The 16688-nt window shown below is 37.2% G+C and carries 17 protein-coding genes; 15 read left to right on the top strand and 2 right to left on the bottom strand.

Features of this window, described 5'->3' with window-relative positions; translation table 11 throughout:
- Positions 1–116: 116 nt before the first annotated feature.
- From metG to rsmA, 5 genes are all read left to right on the top strand, one after another.
- Entirely contained in the window at positions 117–2072 is a 1956-nt protein-coding gene (metG, locus tag OWO01_RS10345; protein ID WP_268780381.1) for a methionine--tRNA ligase, read from the top strand.
- Positions 2073–2135: 63 nt separating this feature from the next.
- Positions 2136–2906, top strand: coding sequence for a TatD family hydrolase (locus tag OWO01_RS10340; protein ID WP_268780380.1), 771 nt, complete (start codon positions 2136–2138; stop codon positions 2904–2906).
- A 316-nt stretch (positions 2907–3222) separates the two neighbouring features.
- Positions 3223–4422, top strand: a complete 1200-nt coding sequence (locus OWO01_RS10335; RefSeq protein WP_268780379.1) for a ubiquitin-like domain-containing protein — start codon at positions 3223–3225, stop codon at positions 4420–4422.
- Positions 4423–4767: 345 nt separating this feature from the next.
- Positions 4768–5331, top strand: coding sequence for a ribonuclease M5 (gene rnmV, locus OWO01_RS10330; protein ID WP_268780378.1), 564 nt, complete (start codon positions 4768–4770; stop codon positions 5329–5331).
- Positions 5324–6208, top strand: coding sequence for a 16S rRNA (adenine(1518)-N(6)/adenine(1519)-N(6))-dimethyltransferase RsmA (rsmA, locus tag OWO01_RS10325; RefSeq protein ID WP_268780377.1), 885 nt, complete (start codon positions 5324–5326; stop codon positions 6206–6208). The genes rnmV and rsmA overlap by 8 nt, the downstream gene beginning before the upstream one ends.
- Before the next feature lie 154 nt (positions 6209–6362).
- On the opposite strand, the gene OWO01_RS10320 is transcribed toward rsmA, so the two are convergent.
- Both OWO01_RS10320 and OWO01_RS10315 read right to left on the bottom strand, forming a co-directional pair.
- A complete protein-coding gene (locus OWO01_RS10320) occupies positions 6363–7070 on the bottom strand; it encodes a hypothetical protein (protein WP_268780376.1) in 708 nt (235 codons plus the stop codon).
- A 162-nt stretch (positions 7071–7232) separates the two neighbouring features.
- Complete coding sequence (locus OWO01_RS10315) at positions 7233–7970, bottom strand: ATP-binding cassette domain-containing protein (RefSeq protein ID WP_268780398.1); 738 nt, start codon at positions 7968–7970, stop codon at positions 7233–7235.
- A gap of 359 nt (positions 7971–8329) precedes the next feature.
- On the opposite strand from OWO01_RS10315, the gene yabG reads away from it, so the two are divergent.
- The 10 genes from yabG to OWO01_RS10265 all read left to right on the top strand — a co-directional run bounded on the left by yabG (position 8330) and on the right by OWO01_RS10265 (position 16674).
- Positions 8330–9196 carry a sporulation peptidase YabG gene (yabG, locus tag OWO01_RS10310; RefSeq protein ID WP_268780375.1) on the top strand — a complete coding sequence of 289 codons (867 nt, stop codon included), beginning with the start codon at positions 8330–8332 and terminating at the stop codon, positions 9194–9196.
- Between the two features lie 277 nt (positions 9197–9473).
- Positions 9474–9740, top strand: a complete 267-nt coding sequence (gene veg / locus OWO01_RS10305; protein WP_268780374.1) for a biofilm formation stimulator Veg — start codon at positions 9474–9476, stop codon at positions 9738–9740.
- Positions 9741–10114: 374 nt separating this feature from the next.
- A complete protein-coding gene (gene ispE, locus OWO01_RS10300; RefSeq protein WP_268780373.1) occupies positions 10115–10981 on the top strand; it encodes a 4-(cytidine 5'-diphospho)-2-C-methyl-D-erythritol kinase in 867 nt (288 codons plus the stop codon).
- A gap of 58 nt (positions 10982–11039) precedes the next feature.
- Positions 11040–11852 (top strand): pur operon repressor, encoded by an 813-nt coding sequence (gene purR / locus OWO01_RS10295; RefSeq protein WP_268780372.1) that lies wholly within the window; start codon positions 11040–11042, stop codon positions 11850–11852.
- A gap of 181 nt (positions 11853–12033) precedes the next feature.
- Complete coding sequence (spoVG, locus tag OWO01_RS10290; protein ID WP_268780371.1) at positions 12034–12324, top strand: septation regulator SpoVG; 291 nt, start codon at positions 12034–12036, stop codon at positions 12322–12324.
- A gap of 287 nt (positions 12325–12611) precedes the next feature.
- Positions 12612–13988: a bifunctional UDP-N-acetylglucosamine diphosphorylase/glucosamine-1-phosphate N-acetyltransferase GlmU gene (gene glmU / locus OWO01_RS10285; RefSeq protein ID WP_268780370.1), complete on the top strand. Its 1377-nt coding sequence runs from the start codon at positions 12612–12614 to the stop codon at positions 13986–13988.
- A gap of 21 nt (positions 13989–14009) precedes the next feature.
- Positions 14010–14963: a ribose-phosphate diphosphokinase gene (locus tag OWO01_RS10280; protein ID WP_268780369.1), complete on the top strand. Its 954-nt coding sequence runs from the start codon at positions 14010–14012 to the stop codon at positions 14961–14963.
- A gap of 90 nt (positions 14964–15053) precedes the next feature.
- A complete protein-coding gene (locus OWO01_RS10275; RefSeq protein ID WP_268780368.1) occupies positions 15054–15689 on the top strand; it encodes a 50S ribosomal protein L25/general stress protein Ctc in 636 nt (211 codons plus the stop codon).
- Between the two features lie 121 nt (positions 15690–15810).
- Positions 15811–16371, top strand: a complete 561-nt coding sequence (gene pth, locus OWO01_RS10270) for an aminoacyl-tRNA hydrolase (RefSeq protein ID WP_268780367.1) — start codon at positions 15811–15813, stop codon at positions 16369–16371.
- A gap of 72 nt (positions 16372–16443) precedes the next feature.
- A complete protein-coding gene (locus OWO01_RS10265; RefSeq protein WP_268780366.1) occupies positions 16444–16674 on the top strand; it encodes an anti-sigma-F factor Fin in 231 nt (76 codons plus the stop codon).
- Positions 16675–16688: the final 14 nt, after the last annotated feature.

The following is a 16688-nucleotide window of genomic DNA, read 5'->3' as shown; positions in this document are numbered from 1 at the left end:
AATAAAACGAAAAACGCTACAATAATAAGAAATACCGAATATCACGCACGAAAACTTTTTACTGTGTCGTGTTTATGGATATAATAAAAAAAGAAGGAAATCAGGAGGTTACACGGATGGAACAAGCGAAAAAAACGTTTTATATTACAACACCAATTTATTATCCGAGCGGGAACTTACATATTGGTCATGCGTATACAACGGTAGCAGGTGATGCGATGGCTAGGTATAAGCGTTTGCGAGGTTATGATGTGATGTATTTAACCGGAACGGACGAGCACGGCCAAAAGATACAGAAGAAAGCGGATGAAAAGGGTGTTAGTCCACAAGCATATGTAGATGATATTGTTAGTGGAATTAAAAAGCTGTGGGACAAATTAGATATATCTTATGTCGATTTTATTCGAACTACTGAAACACGACATAAACAAGTGGTTGAGAAGATTTTTGCTCAATTATTAGATCAAGGTGATATTTATTTAGACGAATATGAAGGTTGGTATTGTACTTCTTGTGAATCCTTCTTTACGGAACGACAGCTAGAAAGCGGTAATTGTCCAGATTGTGGAGGACCGGTAGAAAAAGTGAAAGAAGAATCGTATTTTTTTAAGATGAGTAAATACGTGGATCGTTTACTAGCATATTATGATGAAAATCCTCATTTCATTCAACCAGAAAGTCGAAAGAATGAAATGATCAACAACTTTATCAAGCCGGGACTAGAAGATTTAGCTGTTTCTCGAACGACATTTGATTGGGGGGTAAAAGTACCTGGGGATGCAAAGCACGTCATTTATGTGTGGATTGACGCGTTGTCCAATTATATCACAGCACTTGGGTATGGTAGTGAGCAGGATGATCGTTATCAAAAATATTGGCCTGCTGATGTTCATTTGATGAGTAAAGAGATTGTTCGTTTTCATACGATCTATTGGCCCATCATGCTAATGGCACTTGATTTGCCTTTGCCTAAACAAGTGTTCGCGCATGGTTGGATCTTAATGAAAGATGGTAAAATGTCAAAATCAAAAGGAAATGTAGTTGATCCTATTTCTTTAACCGATCGCTATGGCTTAGATGCGCTACGTTACTATTTATTACGAGAAGTTCCTTTTGGTTCAGATGGTGTATTCACTCCAGAGGGTTTTGTAGAACGTGTGAATTATGATTTAGCCAATGACTTAGGAAATCTACTTAATCGTACGATTGCAATGATTGATAAGTACTTTGACGGAAATATTCCCGCTTTCCGCGCTGGAGAGGATCCGTTTGACGAACAGTTAGAAACATTAGCTCAGGTTACAATCGAAAAAGTCGAACAATCGATGGATAAGATGGAGTTTAGTGTTGCACTTTCTTCAATCTGGCAATATATTAGTCGAACGAATAAATATATTGATGAAACACAACCATGGGTATTAGCGAAAGATGAAGCAAACAAAGAACGATTAGGTAATGTGATGGCACACTTAGCAGATGCGTTACGACGGATTGCCATTTTACTTCAGCCATTTTTAACGAAAACACCACCAAGTATTTTTCACCAGTTAGGTGTAACAGGTGATGAAGATAAGACTTGGGAAAGTGCAAAAAACACTGATGTGATTGTTGCAGGAACGAAGGTGACAAAAGAAGCTCCTATATTCCCTCGTTTGGAGGCAGAAGAAGAAATAAGTCTTATAAAAGAAATGATGAAGAAGCCAGAACCTGAAAAGAAACCAGCAAAAGAAGAACGTGAAAAAGACGAAATTACTTTTGATGATTTTATGAAATTAGATTTACGAGTTGCCGAGGTTGTTCAGGCGGAAAAAGTGAAAAAAGCGGATAAATTGCTAAAGATTCAAGTAGATTTAGGAACAGAAAGACGGCAAATTATCTCTGGGATTGCTGCATATTATACCCCGGAAGATTTAATTGGCAAAAAAGTTGTTTGTGTAACGAATCTAAAGCCAGTTAAGTTACGAGGGGAATTGTCACAAGGAATGATCCTTACGGGAGAAGATGAATCTGGAAATCTTTCTCTTGCTACGGTATACGATAACCAGTTACCAAACGGTTCAGTTGTAAAATAATAATCTTCCAAACGCTTATCAGCACATTGATGATAGGCGTTTGGTTTTTTGAGGAGGAATATCGTGTTATTTGATACGCACGTGCACTTAAATGTGGAACACTTTGATCAAGATCGAGAAGAAGTAATCGAGAGAGCAAAAGAAGCCGGTGTTGAAAAGATGGTCGTGGTTGGATTCGATCATGAGACCATTCCAAAAGCAATTGCACTAGCAGAAGAATACTCTTTTCTCTATGCAGCAGTAGGATGGCATCCTGTTGATGCAATAGACTTCACCGAAAAAGAACTTGATTGGCTAGAAGAGCTAGTAAAGCACCCAAAAGTGGTGGCATTAGGTGAAATGGGGTTAGACTATCATTGGGATAAATCACCGAAAGAAATACAAGCAGAAGTATTTCGTCAGCAAATCCGATTAGCCAAAAAAGTAGAAATACCGATAATCATACACAACCGAGAAGCTACTGAGGATATTCTTACGATCTTAAAAGAAGAGCATGCAGAAGCAGTCGGTGGAATTATGCATTGTTACAATGATTCTGTCGATTATGTACAGACATGTTTAGATTTGAATTTTTATATCTCCTTGGGAGGACCTGTAACATTTAAGAACGCGAAACTTCCAAAAGAGGTAGCAAAGGTCGTTCCATTGGATCGTTTATTGATTGAAACGGATTGTCCCTTCCTAGCTCCGCATCCGAATCGAGGAAAGCGCAATGAGCCAGCTTATGTGTCTTTAGTGGCGGAAAAGATTGCTGAATTACGGGGAGTACCCGTAGAAGAAATTGAACAAGCAACAACAGAGAACGGGAAACGTTTGTTTCGTTTGGATCACTGAAAAGGTAACCGGTTCTCATCCTTTTAGAAAAAGATAATAACACATATATTCGTTGCCATTCTTACGGTCTTTACTGCTTGCAAAGGGCTGATTGACTCCCCTGGAATTTTCTTAGAACTCCCTCTTTGTTACAGTATTGTTACGAAGGTCTTGTCTTGTAATCTATTTTTAATGTATGTGAAATAAGATAGATTTATGGTTCGATAACCCTATATAAAATAAGGGTTTTGCCTGTAACATAACCGAAAATGCTCGTTTGACAATACTTTTTATTGTTTATATAATAACTCCCGCAAGACAAAGGAGGCAAATGAGCATGAATTTCGTTTCAAAGCTGTTGCCAACAGTCAAAAGAAAAATCGTATTGTCTGTTGTTAGTGTACTCGCGCTATTCGTATTGGTAGGCTTTGTTGCTTATGAAGTAACCAAAGAGGAAGTATATGTGACCAATGATGGCGAAACAGAAACCGTAATTACACACGCAAATACAGTAGAAGATTTATTGGAAGAATTAGATATAGTAGTGGGCGATCATGATGAACTGTCGCATGATTTAGAAGAGCCTATTGTTGCAGAAATGCATGTGGAGTATGTGCAAGCTCAAAGGTTGACGTTAATTGTTGATCAAGAAGAAGAAGTGTACTACACAACACAGGAAAGCGTTGCTGAATTTCTTGATGAGGTAGAGGTCGAAGTAAGTGAACATGATGAGTTGTCTGTAGAGCTTTCTACACCAATTGAAGATGATTTAGCTATTGAACTTAATCAAGCAGTGAAAGTAATAGTAGATGATGCAGGCGAAAAAGAAGAAGTATGGACTACAGAGAAAACCATTGCAAACTTATTAGAAGAGCAATCGATCGAATTAAATGACTTAGATCGATTAGAGCCAGCTAAAGATGAAGAATTAACGGATGATTTAACAGTAACGATTACTCGTGTTGAGCAAGTAACGGATGTAATAGAAGAAACGATTGATTTTTCTACGGTCAGAAGAAATGATAGTTCGCTTGAAAAAGGAACGGAAGAAGTAATTGCTTCTGGATCAAATGGGAAATTAGAAAAGAAATATCAAGTTACACTAGAAAATGGTGAAGAAGTAGACCGTGAACTTGTTAGTGAAGAAGTGAAAGAAGAAAGTGAACAACGAGTGATCGCTGTCGGTACGAAAGTGATTCAGAACACAGCTGCAACTACCGTTTCTCGTGGTGATAGTTCCACGAAAAAAACCATGTACGTAGAAGCTACCGCATACAACTGGGATTGTGGTTCATGTAGTGGAACAGGAAGAACAGCTACTGGTTATAACGTAAAGGCGAATCCAGATGGAGTTATTGCAGTCGATCCAGATGTTATCCCATTAGGAACAAGAGTCTATGTAGAGGGATATGGCTATGCAGTAGCAAGAGATACTGGTGGAGCAATTAGAGGAAAAAAAATTGATTTACACATGCGTACTGTTGAAGAAGCAAGGCAGTTTGGTCGTCAACAAGTGAAAATTGAAATATTGGATTAATAAATAAAACCTTTGCTGATTACTTCGGCAAAGGTTTTTTTCGTCATACTAGGATTTTATCCTTGAGCAAACGTTCGTAATCTGCCCCAATACAGAACAAGAAAATGAAAGTAGAGTTTTACGTGAGAGTAACTTACCGTCCGAACCGGAATACTTCAAGAGATTCTTTTAAGGCTAATAATCAGTCGTGAAAACACAAACAAACCTCGCTTGACATTCACTGTATAAACGATGTTACAAAGGTAAGAGCGGTGAACAACACCAAACAGGAGAAAGTTGCTTGCGCTCTATAAGTCAAAGCTACTATAATAAAACAATACGAACGGTGATGGGAGATATATGAATTTGCGAATTAAAGAAATTATTGTAGTTGAAGGAAAAGATGATACAGCGAAAGTAAAACAAGCAATCGATGCAGATACTATCGAGACCAATGGTTCAGCTGTAGACAAAAATATTATTGAACAAGTACGTCATGCCCAAGAGAAAAGGGGAGTGATTATCTTTACGGATCCGGATTATCCAGGTCAGCGAATAAGACACCTTGTCTCTCAAGCTGTTCCTGGTTGTAAGCATGCATTTTTAACGAAAGCAGAGGCCAAAGGAAAGCATGATAAAGGACTAGGTATCGAACATGCCTCCGTTGACACGATAAGGCAAGCATTGGCAGAAGTGTATCAATTAGAAGATGAGAAAACTGATCATGATATCAATCGTGAATTATTACTTGCGTACGGCCTAATTGGGGGTCCTAAAGCGAAGGAAAGACGTGAGAAGGTTACAGAACACTTTCGTATTGGATACACCAATGGAAAGCAACTTTTAAAGCGATTAAAAATGTTTCGAATTTCGAAAGAACAATTAGAACAAGCAATGACACGGATTTTACAGGAGGAAAAAGATGAGTAAAGAGAAAGCAATCGCCACACCGACGAAAACAAATCAAATTCTAAAGAAATATGGATTTTCCTTTAAAAAGAGTTTAGGTCAAAACTTTATTATTGATGTAAATGTTTTAACAAATATTCTAAAGCAAGCGGGTGTTACAAAAGATTCTGATGTGATCGAAATTGGCCCAGGAATTGGCGCGTTAACAGAACAACTTGCCATCCATGCAAACCAAGTTGTTGCTTTTGAGATTGACCAACGCTTAAAACCCATTCTAATGGATACGTTGCAGGCATATAATAATGTTGATATAGTTTTTCAAGATATCTTAAAAGCTGATATTAAGGCGATTATGGGGGAATATTTTAAGGCTGAATTGCCAATAAAGATTGTAGCTAATTTGCCTTACTATGTGACGACACCAATATTAATGCGATTATTAATGGAACGTTTGCCAATTGACAGTATTACGGTGATGATCCAAAAGGAAGTAGCAGACCGAATGGCGGCGAGCCCTGGTACCAAGAGTTATGGATCCTTATCCATTGCTGTTCAATACTATACAGAGGCAGCTGTGGCACTTCACGTACCTAAGACAGTCTTTAATCCTCAACCTAATGTAGACTCTGCAGTCCTTCACTTACAACTACGTGATCAACCGCTTGTTCAAGTAGATGATGAAGCTTTTTTCTTTGATCTAGTTCAAGCTGGATTTGCACAACGAAGAAAAACGTTGCGTAATAATCTAAGCCGTCATTTTGCTGGCACATTTGATAAAGAAACCATTGAAAATAAGCTTCAAGCAGTAGATATCGATGGGACAAGAAGAGCCGAGACGTTGACCATTGATGAATTTGCATCATTAGCACGAGTATTTGCAAAAAATGAGAATGAATAGAGGCTTTCATGCAGGACCATATAAATTCTGGCTTTATTACGGTATTTATAGGTGTTTAATCTTTAAATAGATACAACCGATTTTCTAGTATCACAGTAGGGTCTAATGGTGTTACGCTATAGCTTGTCATCACCAGACCCTTCCAACAATAAACTTATCTTTCTATTTTCTTTAATAGCGTAAAGAACAGAAAAAGTAATAGGGAACAATACATGATAATCCAAATAAAAGGAAATAGGAAATGGAAATCGACGGTTGTTCCATTCCAACTTTCCAGAATCGTTATCGTGTGGATTGAAGGAGGTAATATCCACACAATAGGTCTAACTAGAACTGGCAACCTCTCAACAAGTGAATCATACGGAATCGATAGCAATAATACAAACCATAATTCACCAATTGCATTGATAGAGTTTTTCATGAACTCTCTAGTGAAAAAGCTACCTACACAAATTCCAAGAGTAGCTAATAATAGGTGATTTATTAATGCAAAAACGCCGACTAGCAATGTGATGGATTCACCAAACATGCCAAAAATGATCGGGTAAAAGAATGTAAATAATGCGAGAATAAAACAAATTAACCAAATGCTCAAGAGTTTAGAAAGGTAATATTTAGGCGCACTGCCAGTATGGATAAGGGTAACGTTCTTTTGAACAGATGATTCGGTTGAAAAGACACTCACACACAATAATGCTGAGATGAAAAACAACGATAATGCAGTAAAGGAATAGCTATCAATTATTGGATTTGGTTTATAAGAATAAGAAATAAAAATCATCATGATAAATGTTACAAGGAGAGGGAAGTATCGATTAGAACGAATGTATTCATGTAATATATACTTAACAAGATTTCTCACTGAAATAATCCTCCTAGTTTTCTTCCTATCCGTTAAAGTGTGATAAAAATGGTCGTCACCTGAGATTGGTTTTGGTCACGATTATGACTTGCCCGATGAAGGTTTAGAATGGCTGTTTCTTTAATTATTTCATTCACTTCTTTTATTTGTTAACATAGTTTTCTATATCAGTTGATTTAAAGGATCATGTAGACCAACTGAATGAATTTTTCCACCATTTTTAAGAATTTCTAATAGAATATGGTCGCTTTTCTCTTGAAGAGCGTGAGCTTGTAGCATTTTTCCTTTTCGGGATACACGTAATATCCCCTTGAAAGTATGGATTAACTGTTCAGAAATACCAGATGTTACGATAACCATACGAGGTTTATCTATGTCCTTTATATGATAATCTCTTTTAATGCTACCTTCACCGAGAATGACGATACGCTCTGCGATTTTTAAAAGCATATCGGATTCATGATATGTGAGAATTATCGTTATTCCTTCATCTTTAAATTCTGTCATGATTTGGACTAATTCGATTTGGGTTTGTATGTCAAGACCTGAAAGAGGTTCATCGAGTACCAACAAATCGGGTTTTCTAAGGATGGATTGTATGATTCCTATTTTTTGAACCATTCCCTTTGAGAAGGTATCTATTCTCTTATCCTTTGCGTGCCTTAGTGCCAATCGATCTAATAAAATGGGAATCCTTTTCTCTAGTTCTATAACGGGTACACCTTGGATTCTACCCATATAGGTTAAGTACTCTAAAGGAGTAAAGCGTAATAGATTAGGAAATCGTTCAGGTACGTAACCGATATGTAGAGGGTTAGAATGTTTTATAACAATGCCCGAACTCGGTAATAGCAGCCCCGTGATAATCTTAAGTAGCGTACTTTTTCCTGCCCCATTAATTGAAGTTTCACTTTATCGCAGTTTTTAGAAGCTTGCTGTTTTATTTTACCATAAGTAGTGATGATAAAATAGAAAGCCATATGTTTTAATAATCTACGTTCGCAATACTTAAGGGAGTGATCAACAGAATCAATTTGATACTGTGGTTAAATTTCAAATTTTATTTTTCAGTATTGGAAAGTGTCATGCTATAGCTTCTTATTGTTATGGAAAAGAACCGGACGTTGTTTTAGCTCGGTTTATCTTATTAGTATCGATTTAGCAGCAAGAAAAAATCATGAAATTAGCACATGTTTCTCAACATTTCATAACCTAACTGTATAGTTTGTAGTAATGTTTAGAAATGTGTGGTGAGTATAATGTCTTTGGGGATTGGTGACTTAGTAACAAGGTCTTCTTATCAGCATGACATATTATTTAGAGTTTGCTCCATTACGAATGGGATGGCAACTTTGCATGGAGAAGACCTTCGATTAGAAGCAGACGCTCCGATTGAAGATCTAACGATCGTTAAAGAGCGTGATAAGGAAGAACTAAAGAAAAGTGGTAAAGAAAAGGAGGAGTACTCTTTTCGTCTTTTTCGACAAGACTATCAATTGATGAAAGAAAAACGAACATATGAATCAAGTGATGGTTATGAGGATGCAGAGAGCTACTTTCAACTTCCTGCTCGAGTTCTACATTTGGACGGAGATCGCGCTTATTTGAAGAAGTGTATTGATTTGTATAAACGGATTGGTCTCCAGGTTCACGGCTTGCATATTGATGAACAAGAAATGCCAACAGAAATTGGGCGATTAATAAAAAAGATTCAACCGGATATTATTGTAATAACAGGTCATGATGCCTTTTCAAAAAAGAAGGGGGATAAAAATGACTTGAAAGCTTATCGCCATTCTAAATATTTTGTGGAAGCGGTTCGAGAAGCTCGAAAGATTGAACCAAATCTTGATCAATTGGTAATTTTTGCAGGAGCTTGTCAATCCCATTTTCAATCGTTAATTCGAGCAGGAGCAAATTTTGCTAGCTCTCCTACGCGAATTAACATCCATGCATTAGATCCGGTTTATATTACAGCAAAGCTTGCATATACTTCTTTTATGGATAAAGTTACGGTACATGATGCATTACGGAATACATTAACCGGTGAAAAAGGACTAGGTGGTATTGAAACAACCGGATTTTTAAGGACGGGTATGCCGTATATAGAAGATGATTTCGAGTGATTCTTCTTGTTGATAGGCTCTTATAATAAGGCAAGAACAAAAACAGCTAGGACATAAGGTTGTTTTTGTTCTTTTTTTGCACATAATTTTCGGACTTTGTGACATGTTAGAAAAGTGAACTAGAATGAATTAGCTTATCAGTCTGAATGATGAAATAAATATTTTTCAAATAACAAAATAATCTGTTGACAAACAAATTCATCTATTGTTATAATGTAATATTTTATTGACATTAATTCAAGGCTGTGTTACAATGAACAAAGTGAGGTGGAGTATATTGACGAAAACATTAGTCGAAATCAAACAAGGTCTAGATGGTCAAATTGGTAAGCGCCTAAAGCTAATAGCAAATGGCGGTAGAAGAAAGACGGTAGAACGTTACGGAACGCTAGCTGAAACTTATCCGGCAGTATTTATTGTTGCTTTAGATCAAGAAGAAAACGCGTTTGAGCGTGTTTCTTACAGCTATGCAGATGTTTTGACAGAGACAGTAGAGTTGGACTTCATCGATGAAAGAAGCAGACTAGCGGTAGGGGAGCAGTAAAGCATTTACTGCTTTTTTTTATACCATTCTTTATGGCAAGTATTTAAAGAATGAAAAAGTATATTGTGCGAGTAGTAATAAAAACAAACGATCCGCTCTTTTATTAAATAGAGAGGGTCGTTTGTTTTTTTGAATGAATAAAATATAGTGCATAACGGTTGCTTTCCTTTCTTAACGCTAAAACAGTATGGTTATGTATAAGCCTACTCTCCGCTTTTCAAAACTTCGTCGCCTGGATCTGCTTAATTCTAATTCGTAGCTTTATGAAGATCACTTATAAGCGAGTCATAATTTGCGTCTCATCTAACAAATAAATATGTTATCATATTTGTATTATGATTGAATGGTCGAAACAGGATAAAGAAGGTGAAGGAATGCGTGTTTTTGAGAAAGCACCTGCGAAAATAAATTTAACGCTAGATGTTTTGTATAAAAGACCAGATGATTACCACGAGGTTGAAATGGTAATGACTACTGTAGATCTAGCTGATCGAATTGAATTAATTGAACTCGAAACGGACGAGATTAGGATTGAATCAGAAAGTAGATTTGTTCCGAATGATGAAAGAAATCTCGCTTATCGAGCCGCCAACCTACTAAAAGATACGTATCAGATTAAAAAAGGCGTAAAGATAAAAATAGATAAACATATTCCGGTCGCAGCGGGTTTAGCTGGTGGAAGCAGTGATGCTGCTGCAACGTTAAGAGGTTTGAATCGTCTGTGGTCTTTGCATATACCTAGAAAAGAATTGGCTGATCTCGGTGCTAAAATTGGATCAGACGTATCTTTTTGTGTCTATAATTCAACTGCTGTAGCAGCAGGACGTGGAGAGAAGATAACGGAATTACCGGCACCGCCCTCCTGTTGGGTGGTTTTGGCTAAACCGATTCTAGGTGTCTCTACACAAACGGTATATAAACAACTTAATCTTGATCAAATTGAACACCCGAAAACGAGAGATATGATTGATGCGATTAAAACAAATGATTACGAAAAAATGACCCGGAGTATAGGGAACGTTTTAGAAACAGTAACGCTTAAGGGGCATCCAGAGGTGCAACAAATAAAAGAGTTGATGGTCACTTCAGGAGCGGATGCGGTTTTGATGAGCGGGAGTGGACCAACAGTTTATTCTTTAACCCAACAAGAAAGTAGAGCAGATCGAATCTATAATAGTTTACGCGGATTTTGTCATGAAGTTTATGTGGTTCGAATGCTAGGAACCCCCTCAGAAACTTGATTAAACACGGATAAAATGTTATATTTATTGAAAAATATTCGGTTTTTGGGGTGTTGAGATGAAAAGAAGCGATCGACTTATCGGAATGACTCAATATATATTGGAAAATCCTATGCAGCTAATTTCGTTACCATATTTTTCAGAGCGATTTAATGCAGCTAAATCTTCTATTAGTGAAGATCTAACGATTATGAATCAAATGTTTCAACAAGAAGGTATTGGCTATTTAGAGTCGATTTCCGGTGCAGCAGGAGGAGTAAGGTATATTCCTCAATTCAACGAGGAAAGTAGTGAAGCCTTTGTTGAGCAATTGTGTCGTCGCTTGGAAGATCCAGAACGGATATTACCTGGTGGCTATTTATTTATGAGCGATATACTAGGAGAACCAAACACGGTTCGGACGATAGGAAGGTTGTTTGCGTCCAATTTTGCATCGTTAGGTATTGAAGCTGTTGTGACTGTAGCTACCAAAGGGATCCCGATTGCTTATGCTGTAGCCTCTTTTCTCAATGTCCCAGTTGTTATTGTGCGGCGTGATCCAAAGATAACGGAAGGTTCGACTGTTAGTATTAATTATGTTTCGGGTTCTTCAAGAAAGATTCAATCGATGGTATTAACAAAGCGAAGTTTAGAACAAGGAACCACGGTTTGTATTATTGATGATTTCATGAAGGCAGGCGGGACCATAGATGGGATGAAAAGTTTATTAAGAGAATTCGACGTCAATGTTGCAGCGATCGGTGTATTGGCAGAAGCGGAAGATGAAGAAGAGGATCGGGTTGTTGATCAATATACGTCGCTTGTTCAAATCTCAAATTTCGATGTTCGAAATAAGCGTATTGAAGTTAAGAAAGGAAATTATTTCAAATAAAACAACTTGGTGAATAAGTACGTAGTAATTGATATTTTTATAAAATAAATGTAAATTACCATTAATTATACGTTTTTCCCAGTTTGAAAAAGATTTTTTCAAAATATATGAAAAAAAGAAGGATTTAAACTTTTTTTGTTGAATTTATCTTTAATAAGAATGGGAAAAGGTGGTGAACATAATGGAAGTTACAGACGTAAGATTACGCCGCGTGAATACCGAAGGCAGAATGCGAGCAATTGCTTCTATTACGTTGGATCAGGAATTTGTTATTCATGATATTCGAGTGATTGATGGAAACAGTGGGTTATTTGTAGCAATGCCGTCAAAACGGACTCCTGATGGTGAATTTCGTGATATTGCACATCCAATTAACTCAAGTATGCGAGGAAAGATTCAAGATGCTGTATTAGAACAGTATCATCAAGTTGGCGAGATGGAAATAGAATATGAAGGTGCAGGTGTATCTTAAGCACGATCCACAGCAGCAAGAGTCTAATCCATACGGTTAGGCTTTTTGTTTTGTTTAAATATAAAATCATAGATTTATAGATAACTTTTCGAAACAGACTGTTAGTTCGGGAAAACGGATATTTATTCTTAACCAGTGTTGAAATAACCTGTTAATTAAGATATATTCTTAGATGGGTATAAATTATCGATGAAATACAGTTAAGTAGGAATTTTCTATAAAATCTCCGGAGTTTTTGGGAGAAAGTTCCATAAAGTATAGCTACATAATGAACGGGGGATAACTGGATGACAAACAAATATGCTGTTGTACTTGCAGCAGGTCAAGGGACGAGAATGAAGTCCAAGTTATACAAAGTGCTGCACCCAGTAATGGGACGTCCGATGGTACAACATGTGATTGATCAATTGCAGCAATTACAGTTAGAGAAAATAATTACTGTCGTTGGTTTTGGTGCAGAGAAGGTTCGAGAGCAACTAGGTAATCGTTCCGAATTTGTTATTCAAGAAGAACAATTGGGTACAGGTCATGCTGTGAAACAAGCAGAACCTTTGCTTGGGAATAAAGAAGGTACCACCATTGTTGTTTGTGGTGATACACCGTTACTAACTCAAGCAACACTGCAATCATTATTTGATCATCATCAACAATCAGGAGCAAAAGCCACTGTACTAACGACAACAATTGTGGACCCAACCGGCTATGGTCGTGTTATTCGTGACGCATCCGGAGATGTTGCAAAAATTGTCGAGCATAAAGATGCTACGCAAGAGCAATTGATGGTGGATGAAATCAATACAGGTACGTATTGTTTTGATAACCAATTCCTTTTTGATGCACTCCATCATGTTTCTAATGATAATGCACAAGGTGAATACTACTTACCGGATGTTATGGAAATTCTGAAGCAAAAAGGAGAGAAAATAGCCGCTTATCAAACAGATGATCCAGACGAAACGATCGGTGTAAATGATCGATTAGCACTAGCTACGGCAGAAAAATTGTTGAAGAGGCGTATTAACCATGCTCATATGCGTAATGGAGTAACAATTGTCGACCCTGACCATACGTATATTGCTCCAACTGTCACGTTGGCTAGTGATGTTGTGATTGAACCAGGATGTATAATAAAAGGTGATACAGAAATTGGTTCGGATACGATTATCGGACCGCATACAGAGATTCATTCTTGTCGGATTGGGGAAAATACTACTATTAAGCAAAGTGTAGCTCATGATAGTATGATCGGTTCAAACGTCTTGATTGGTCCATATGCTCATATAAGACCTGATTCTGATATCGGTAACCAGGTGAAGGTTGGAAACTTTGTTGAAGTGAAAAAGTCTAAAATAGAAGAAGAAAGTAAAGTATCTCATTTAAGCTACATAGGAGATGCAGAAATTGGTAAGAATGTAAATGTTGGCTGTGGAACGATTACCGTTAATTATGATGGGAAAAATAAATTTCTAACTAAAATTGAAGATGAGGTCTTCATTGGTTGTAACACAAACTTAATTGCTCCTCTTACAGTCGGCAAAGGTGCGCTTATTGCGGCAGGTTCAACCATTACGAAAGATGTGCCAGAAGAGGCGTTATCGATTGCTCGTGCGAAACAAGAGAATAAAGCATTCTATGCAAAAAAGATAAATAAATTTTCAAAATAGATTAATTGGAGGTTTGACTAGATGTCAACGGGTTATAAAGATGAGGCGTTAAAAGTTTTTACGCTAAATTCAAATGTGAATCTAGCAGCACAAATCGCAGCAGAAATTGGAGTTCCATTGGGAGAATGTTCGGTTACAACATTTAGTGATGGAGAGATTCAAATTAATATTGAAGAAAGTGTTCGTGGATGCGATATTTATGTTGTTCAGTCAACATCTGCTCCCGTTAACCAGCATTTGATGGAGTTACTGATCATGATCGATGCGTTAAAACGCGCATCAGCAAGAACAATTAATGTGGTCATACCATACTACGGATATGCTAGACAGGATCGTAAAGCACGAGCACGAGAACCAATTACTGCAAAATTGGTAGCAGATTTGTTGCAGGTTGCTGGTGCTCATCGTGTTATCTCACTGGATTTACATGCGCCACAAATTCAAGGGTTTTTTAATATACCAGTTGATCAATTAGTTGGTGTACCTTTATTATCTGATTACTGGAGTGCAAAAGGTTTAAATGATATCGTAGTAGTTTCTCCTGATCATGGTGGTGTAACAAGAGCAAGACAACTAGCCGATCGATTAAAAGCACCCATTGCGATTATCGATAAACGCAGACCAAAACCAAATGTTTCAGAAGTAATGAATATTGTTGGGAATGTAAAAGGGAAGACAGCGATTCTTATTGATGATATGATTGATACAGCAGGAACAATTACTTTAGCAGCTAGTGCGTTAATCGAGAGTGGGGCGAACGAAGTTTATGCGTGCTGTACCCACCCGGTCTTGTCAGGACCAGCGATGGATCGTATTCAGCACTCGCCAATTAAGGAGTTAGTTGTTACCAATTCTATTGTGTTACCGGAAGAAAAACAAATTGATAAAGTAGTCTCTTTATCGGTGGCCCCGCTAATTAGTGAAGCAATTATTCGGGTGCATGAAGAACTTTCTGTTAGTGTTTTATTTGATTAATTTAAAAAAATAGGTTTAGCAAGTTTGATGTTAGGGAATTGTAACCATTAGTATATTTACTTTTATGAAAAATATTGGAGGTTGAGGAACTTGGCAGTTAAACTAAAAGCAAATCGACGAGAAAATTTAAAGAAATCAAGTACAAAACAAATTCGAGATAAAGGACAAATTCCAGCTGTTGTATATGGTGCGAAAAATGAACCTGTAACGGTATCTGTTAATAGTGTAGATCTGTTGAAAACTGTACGTGATGAAGGTAGAAACGCGATTATCTCTTTAGAAGTTGATGGAGACACAGTAGACGTAATGCTACACGAATATCAAGTGGAACCGATTAAAGATCAATTGATCCATGCAGACTTTTATGTCGTGAATATGTCTCAAGAAATGGATGTTTCTGTACCAATTCATTTAGATGGTGAAGCACCAGGATCAAAAGATGGCGGTGTCTTACAACAGCCACTATATGAATTAGCAGTACGAGCAAAACCAGCAGATATTCCTGAAGAGATCTTAGTTGATGTATCTAAATTAGATATTGGAGATACCATCATGGTTTCTGACTTAAAAGAAGGAAAAGCTTTTGAAATACTAGAAGATGAAAATACGACAATTGTTACTGTTTCAGCACCGGACGTAGCAGAACCAGAAGAAGAAACTACGGCAGACGAAGAAGATGCTGAACCAGAGCTAGTTGATCAAAAAGGCGAACAAGACGAAGAATAAGAAAACACCAAGCTTGGGCTTAACCAGTCCAAGCTTTTCAAATTAAAAACAAAGATTTATTACTTACATTGCTCTGCACTAGCGTGGGGATTAAGTGTGTGGAGAGAAAGATGGGACAGTTATGAAATGTATAGTAGGGTTAGGAAACCCGGGACGAAAATATAAACAAACACGCCACAATATTGGTTTTTGGGTCATTGAAGAAGTAGCCAAGAGAAATGGTTGGACATTAAATAAGCAAAAATTCCAAGGGGAATATACATTAGAAATAGTAAATCAAGAAAAGATAATCTTACTAGAACCTCTAACGTATATGAACTTATCCGGTGAGTCTGTTCGCCCATTAATGGATTTTTATGAACTAGCACCAGAAGATATTTTAGTTATTTATGATGATTTAGATTTACCTACAGGTAAGATTCGATTGCGTCAAAAAGGAGGCCATGGAGGTCATAATGGTATTCGCTCTATTATTGACCAACTTGGGTCAAAATCATTTAATCGATTACGGATCGGGATTGATCGTCCAGCTCCTCATATGACCGTAACCGACCATGTACTTGGTAAGTTCGATAAAGAACAATTACCAATGATTGAAGAGGCAGTTGACCAGGCTGCCAACGCTTGTGAAGCCTGGATGAGCCAACCCTTTTTGGAAGTGATGAACGAGTATAACAAATAGAAATCTTTTTGGTGTATAAAGTAGTCCCCAGCGGAAATACTATGGATAAGTGTTGAAGTTGGAGGCCAAAAGATGAATATTATCTATAAATGTAGACATTGTGAGCAAAACATTGGTACGTTGAGAACGGATGAAGTAAGTTTTGATCAATTAGGTTGGGAGCGCCTAACCGTAGAAGAGCGTACAGAAATGATCCAAACGTCAGCCAATGGGGATGTTGAAATTCGTGTAATCTGCGAAAATTGTGAAACCGCGTTACAAGAAAACCCTAATTATCATGAACTAGATTACTTTATTCAATGAATCATAGGAATAAC

The organism is Natronobacillus azotifigens (genome assembly GCF_026805325.1).
In the GTDB taxonomy this organism is placed as follows: Bacteria; Bacillota; Bacilli; order Bacillales; family Amphibacillaceae; genus Natronobacillus; species Natronobacillus azotifigens.
The sequence above is the reverse complement of the archived record's forward strand: the minus strand, read 5'-3'. Positions and strand labels throughout refer to the sequence as shown.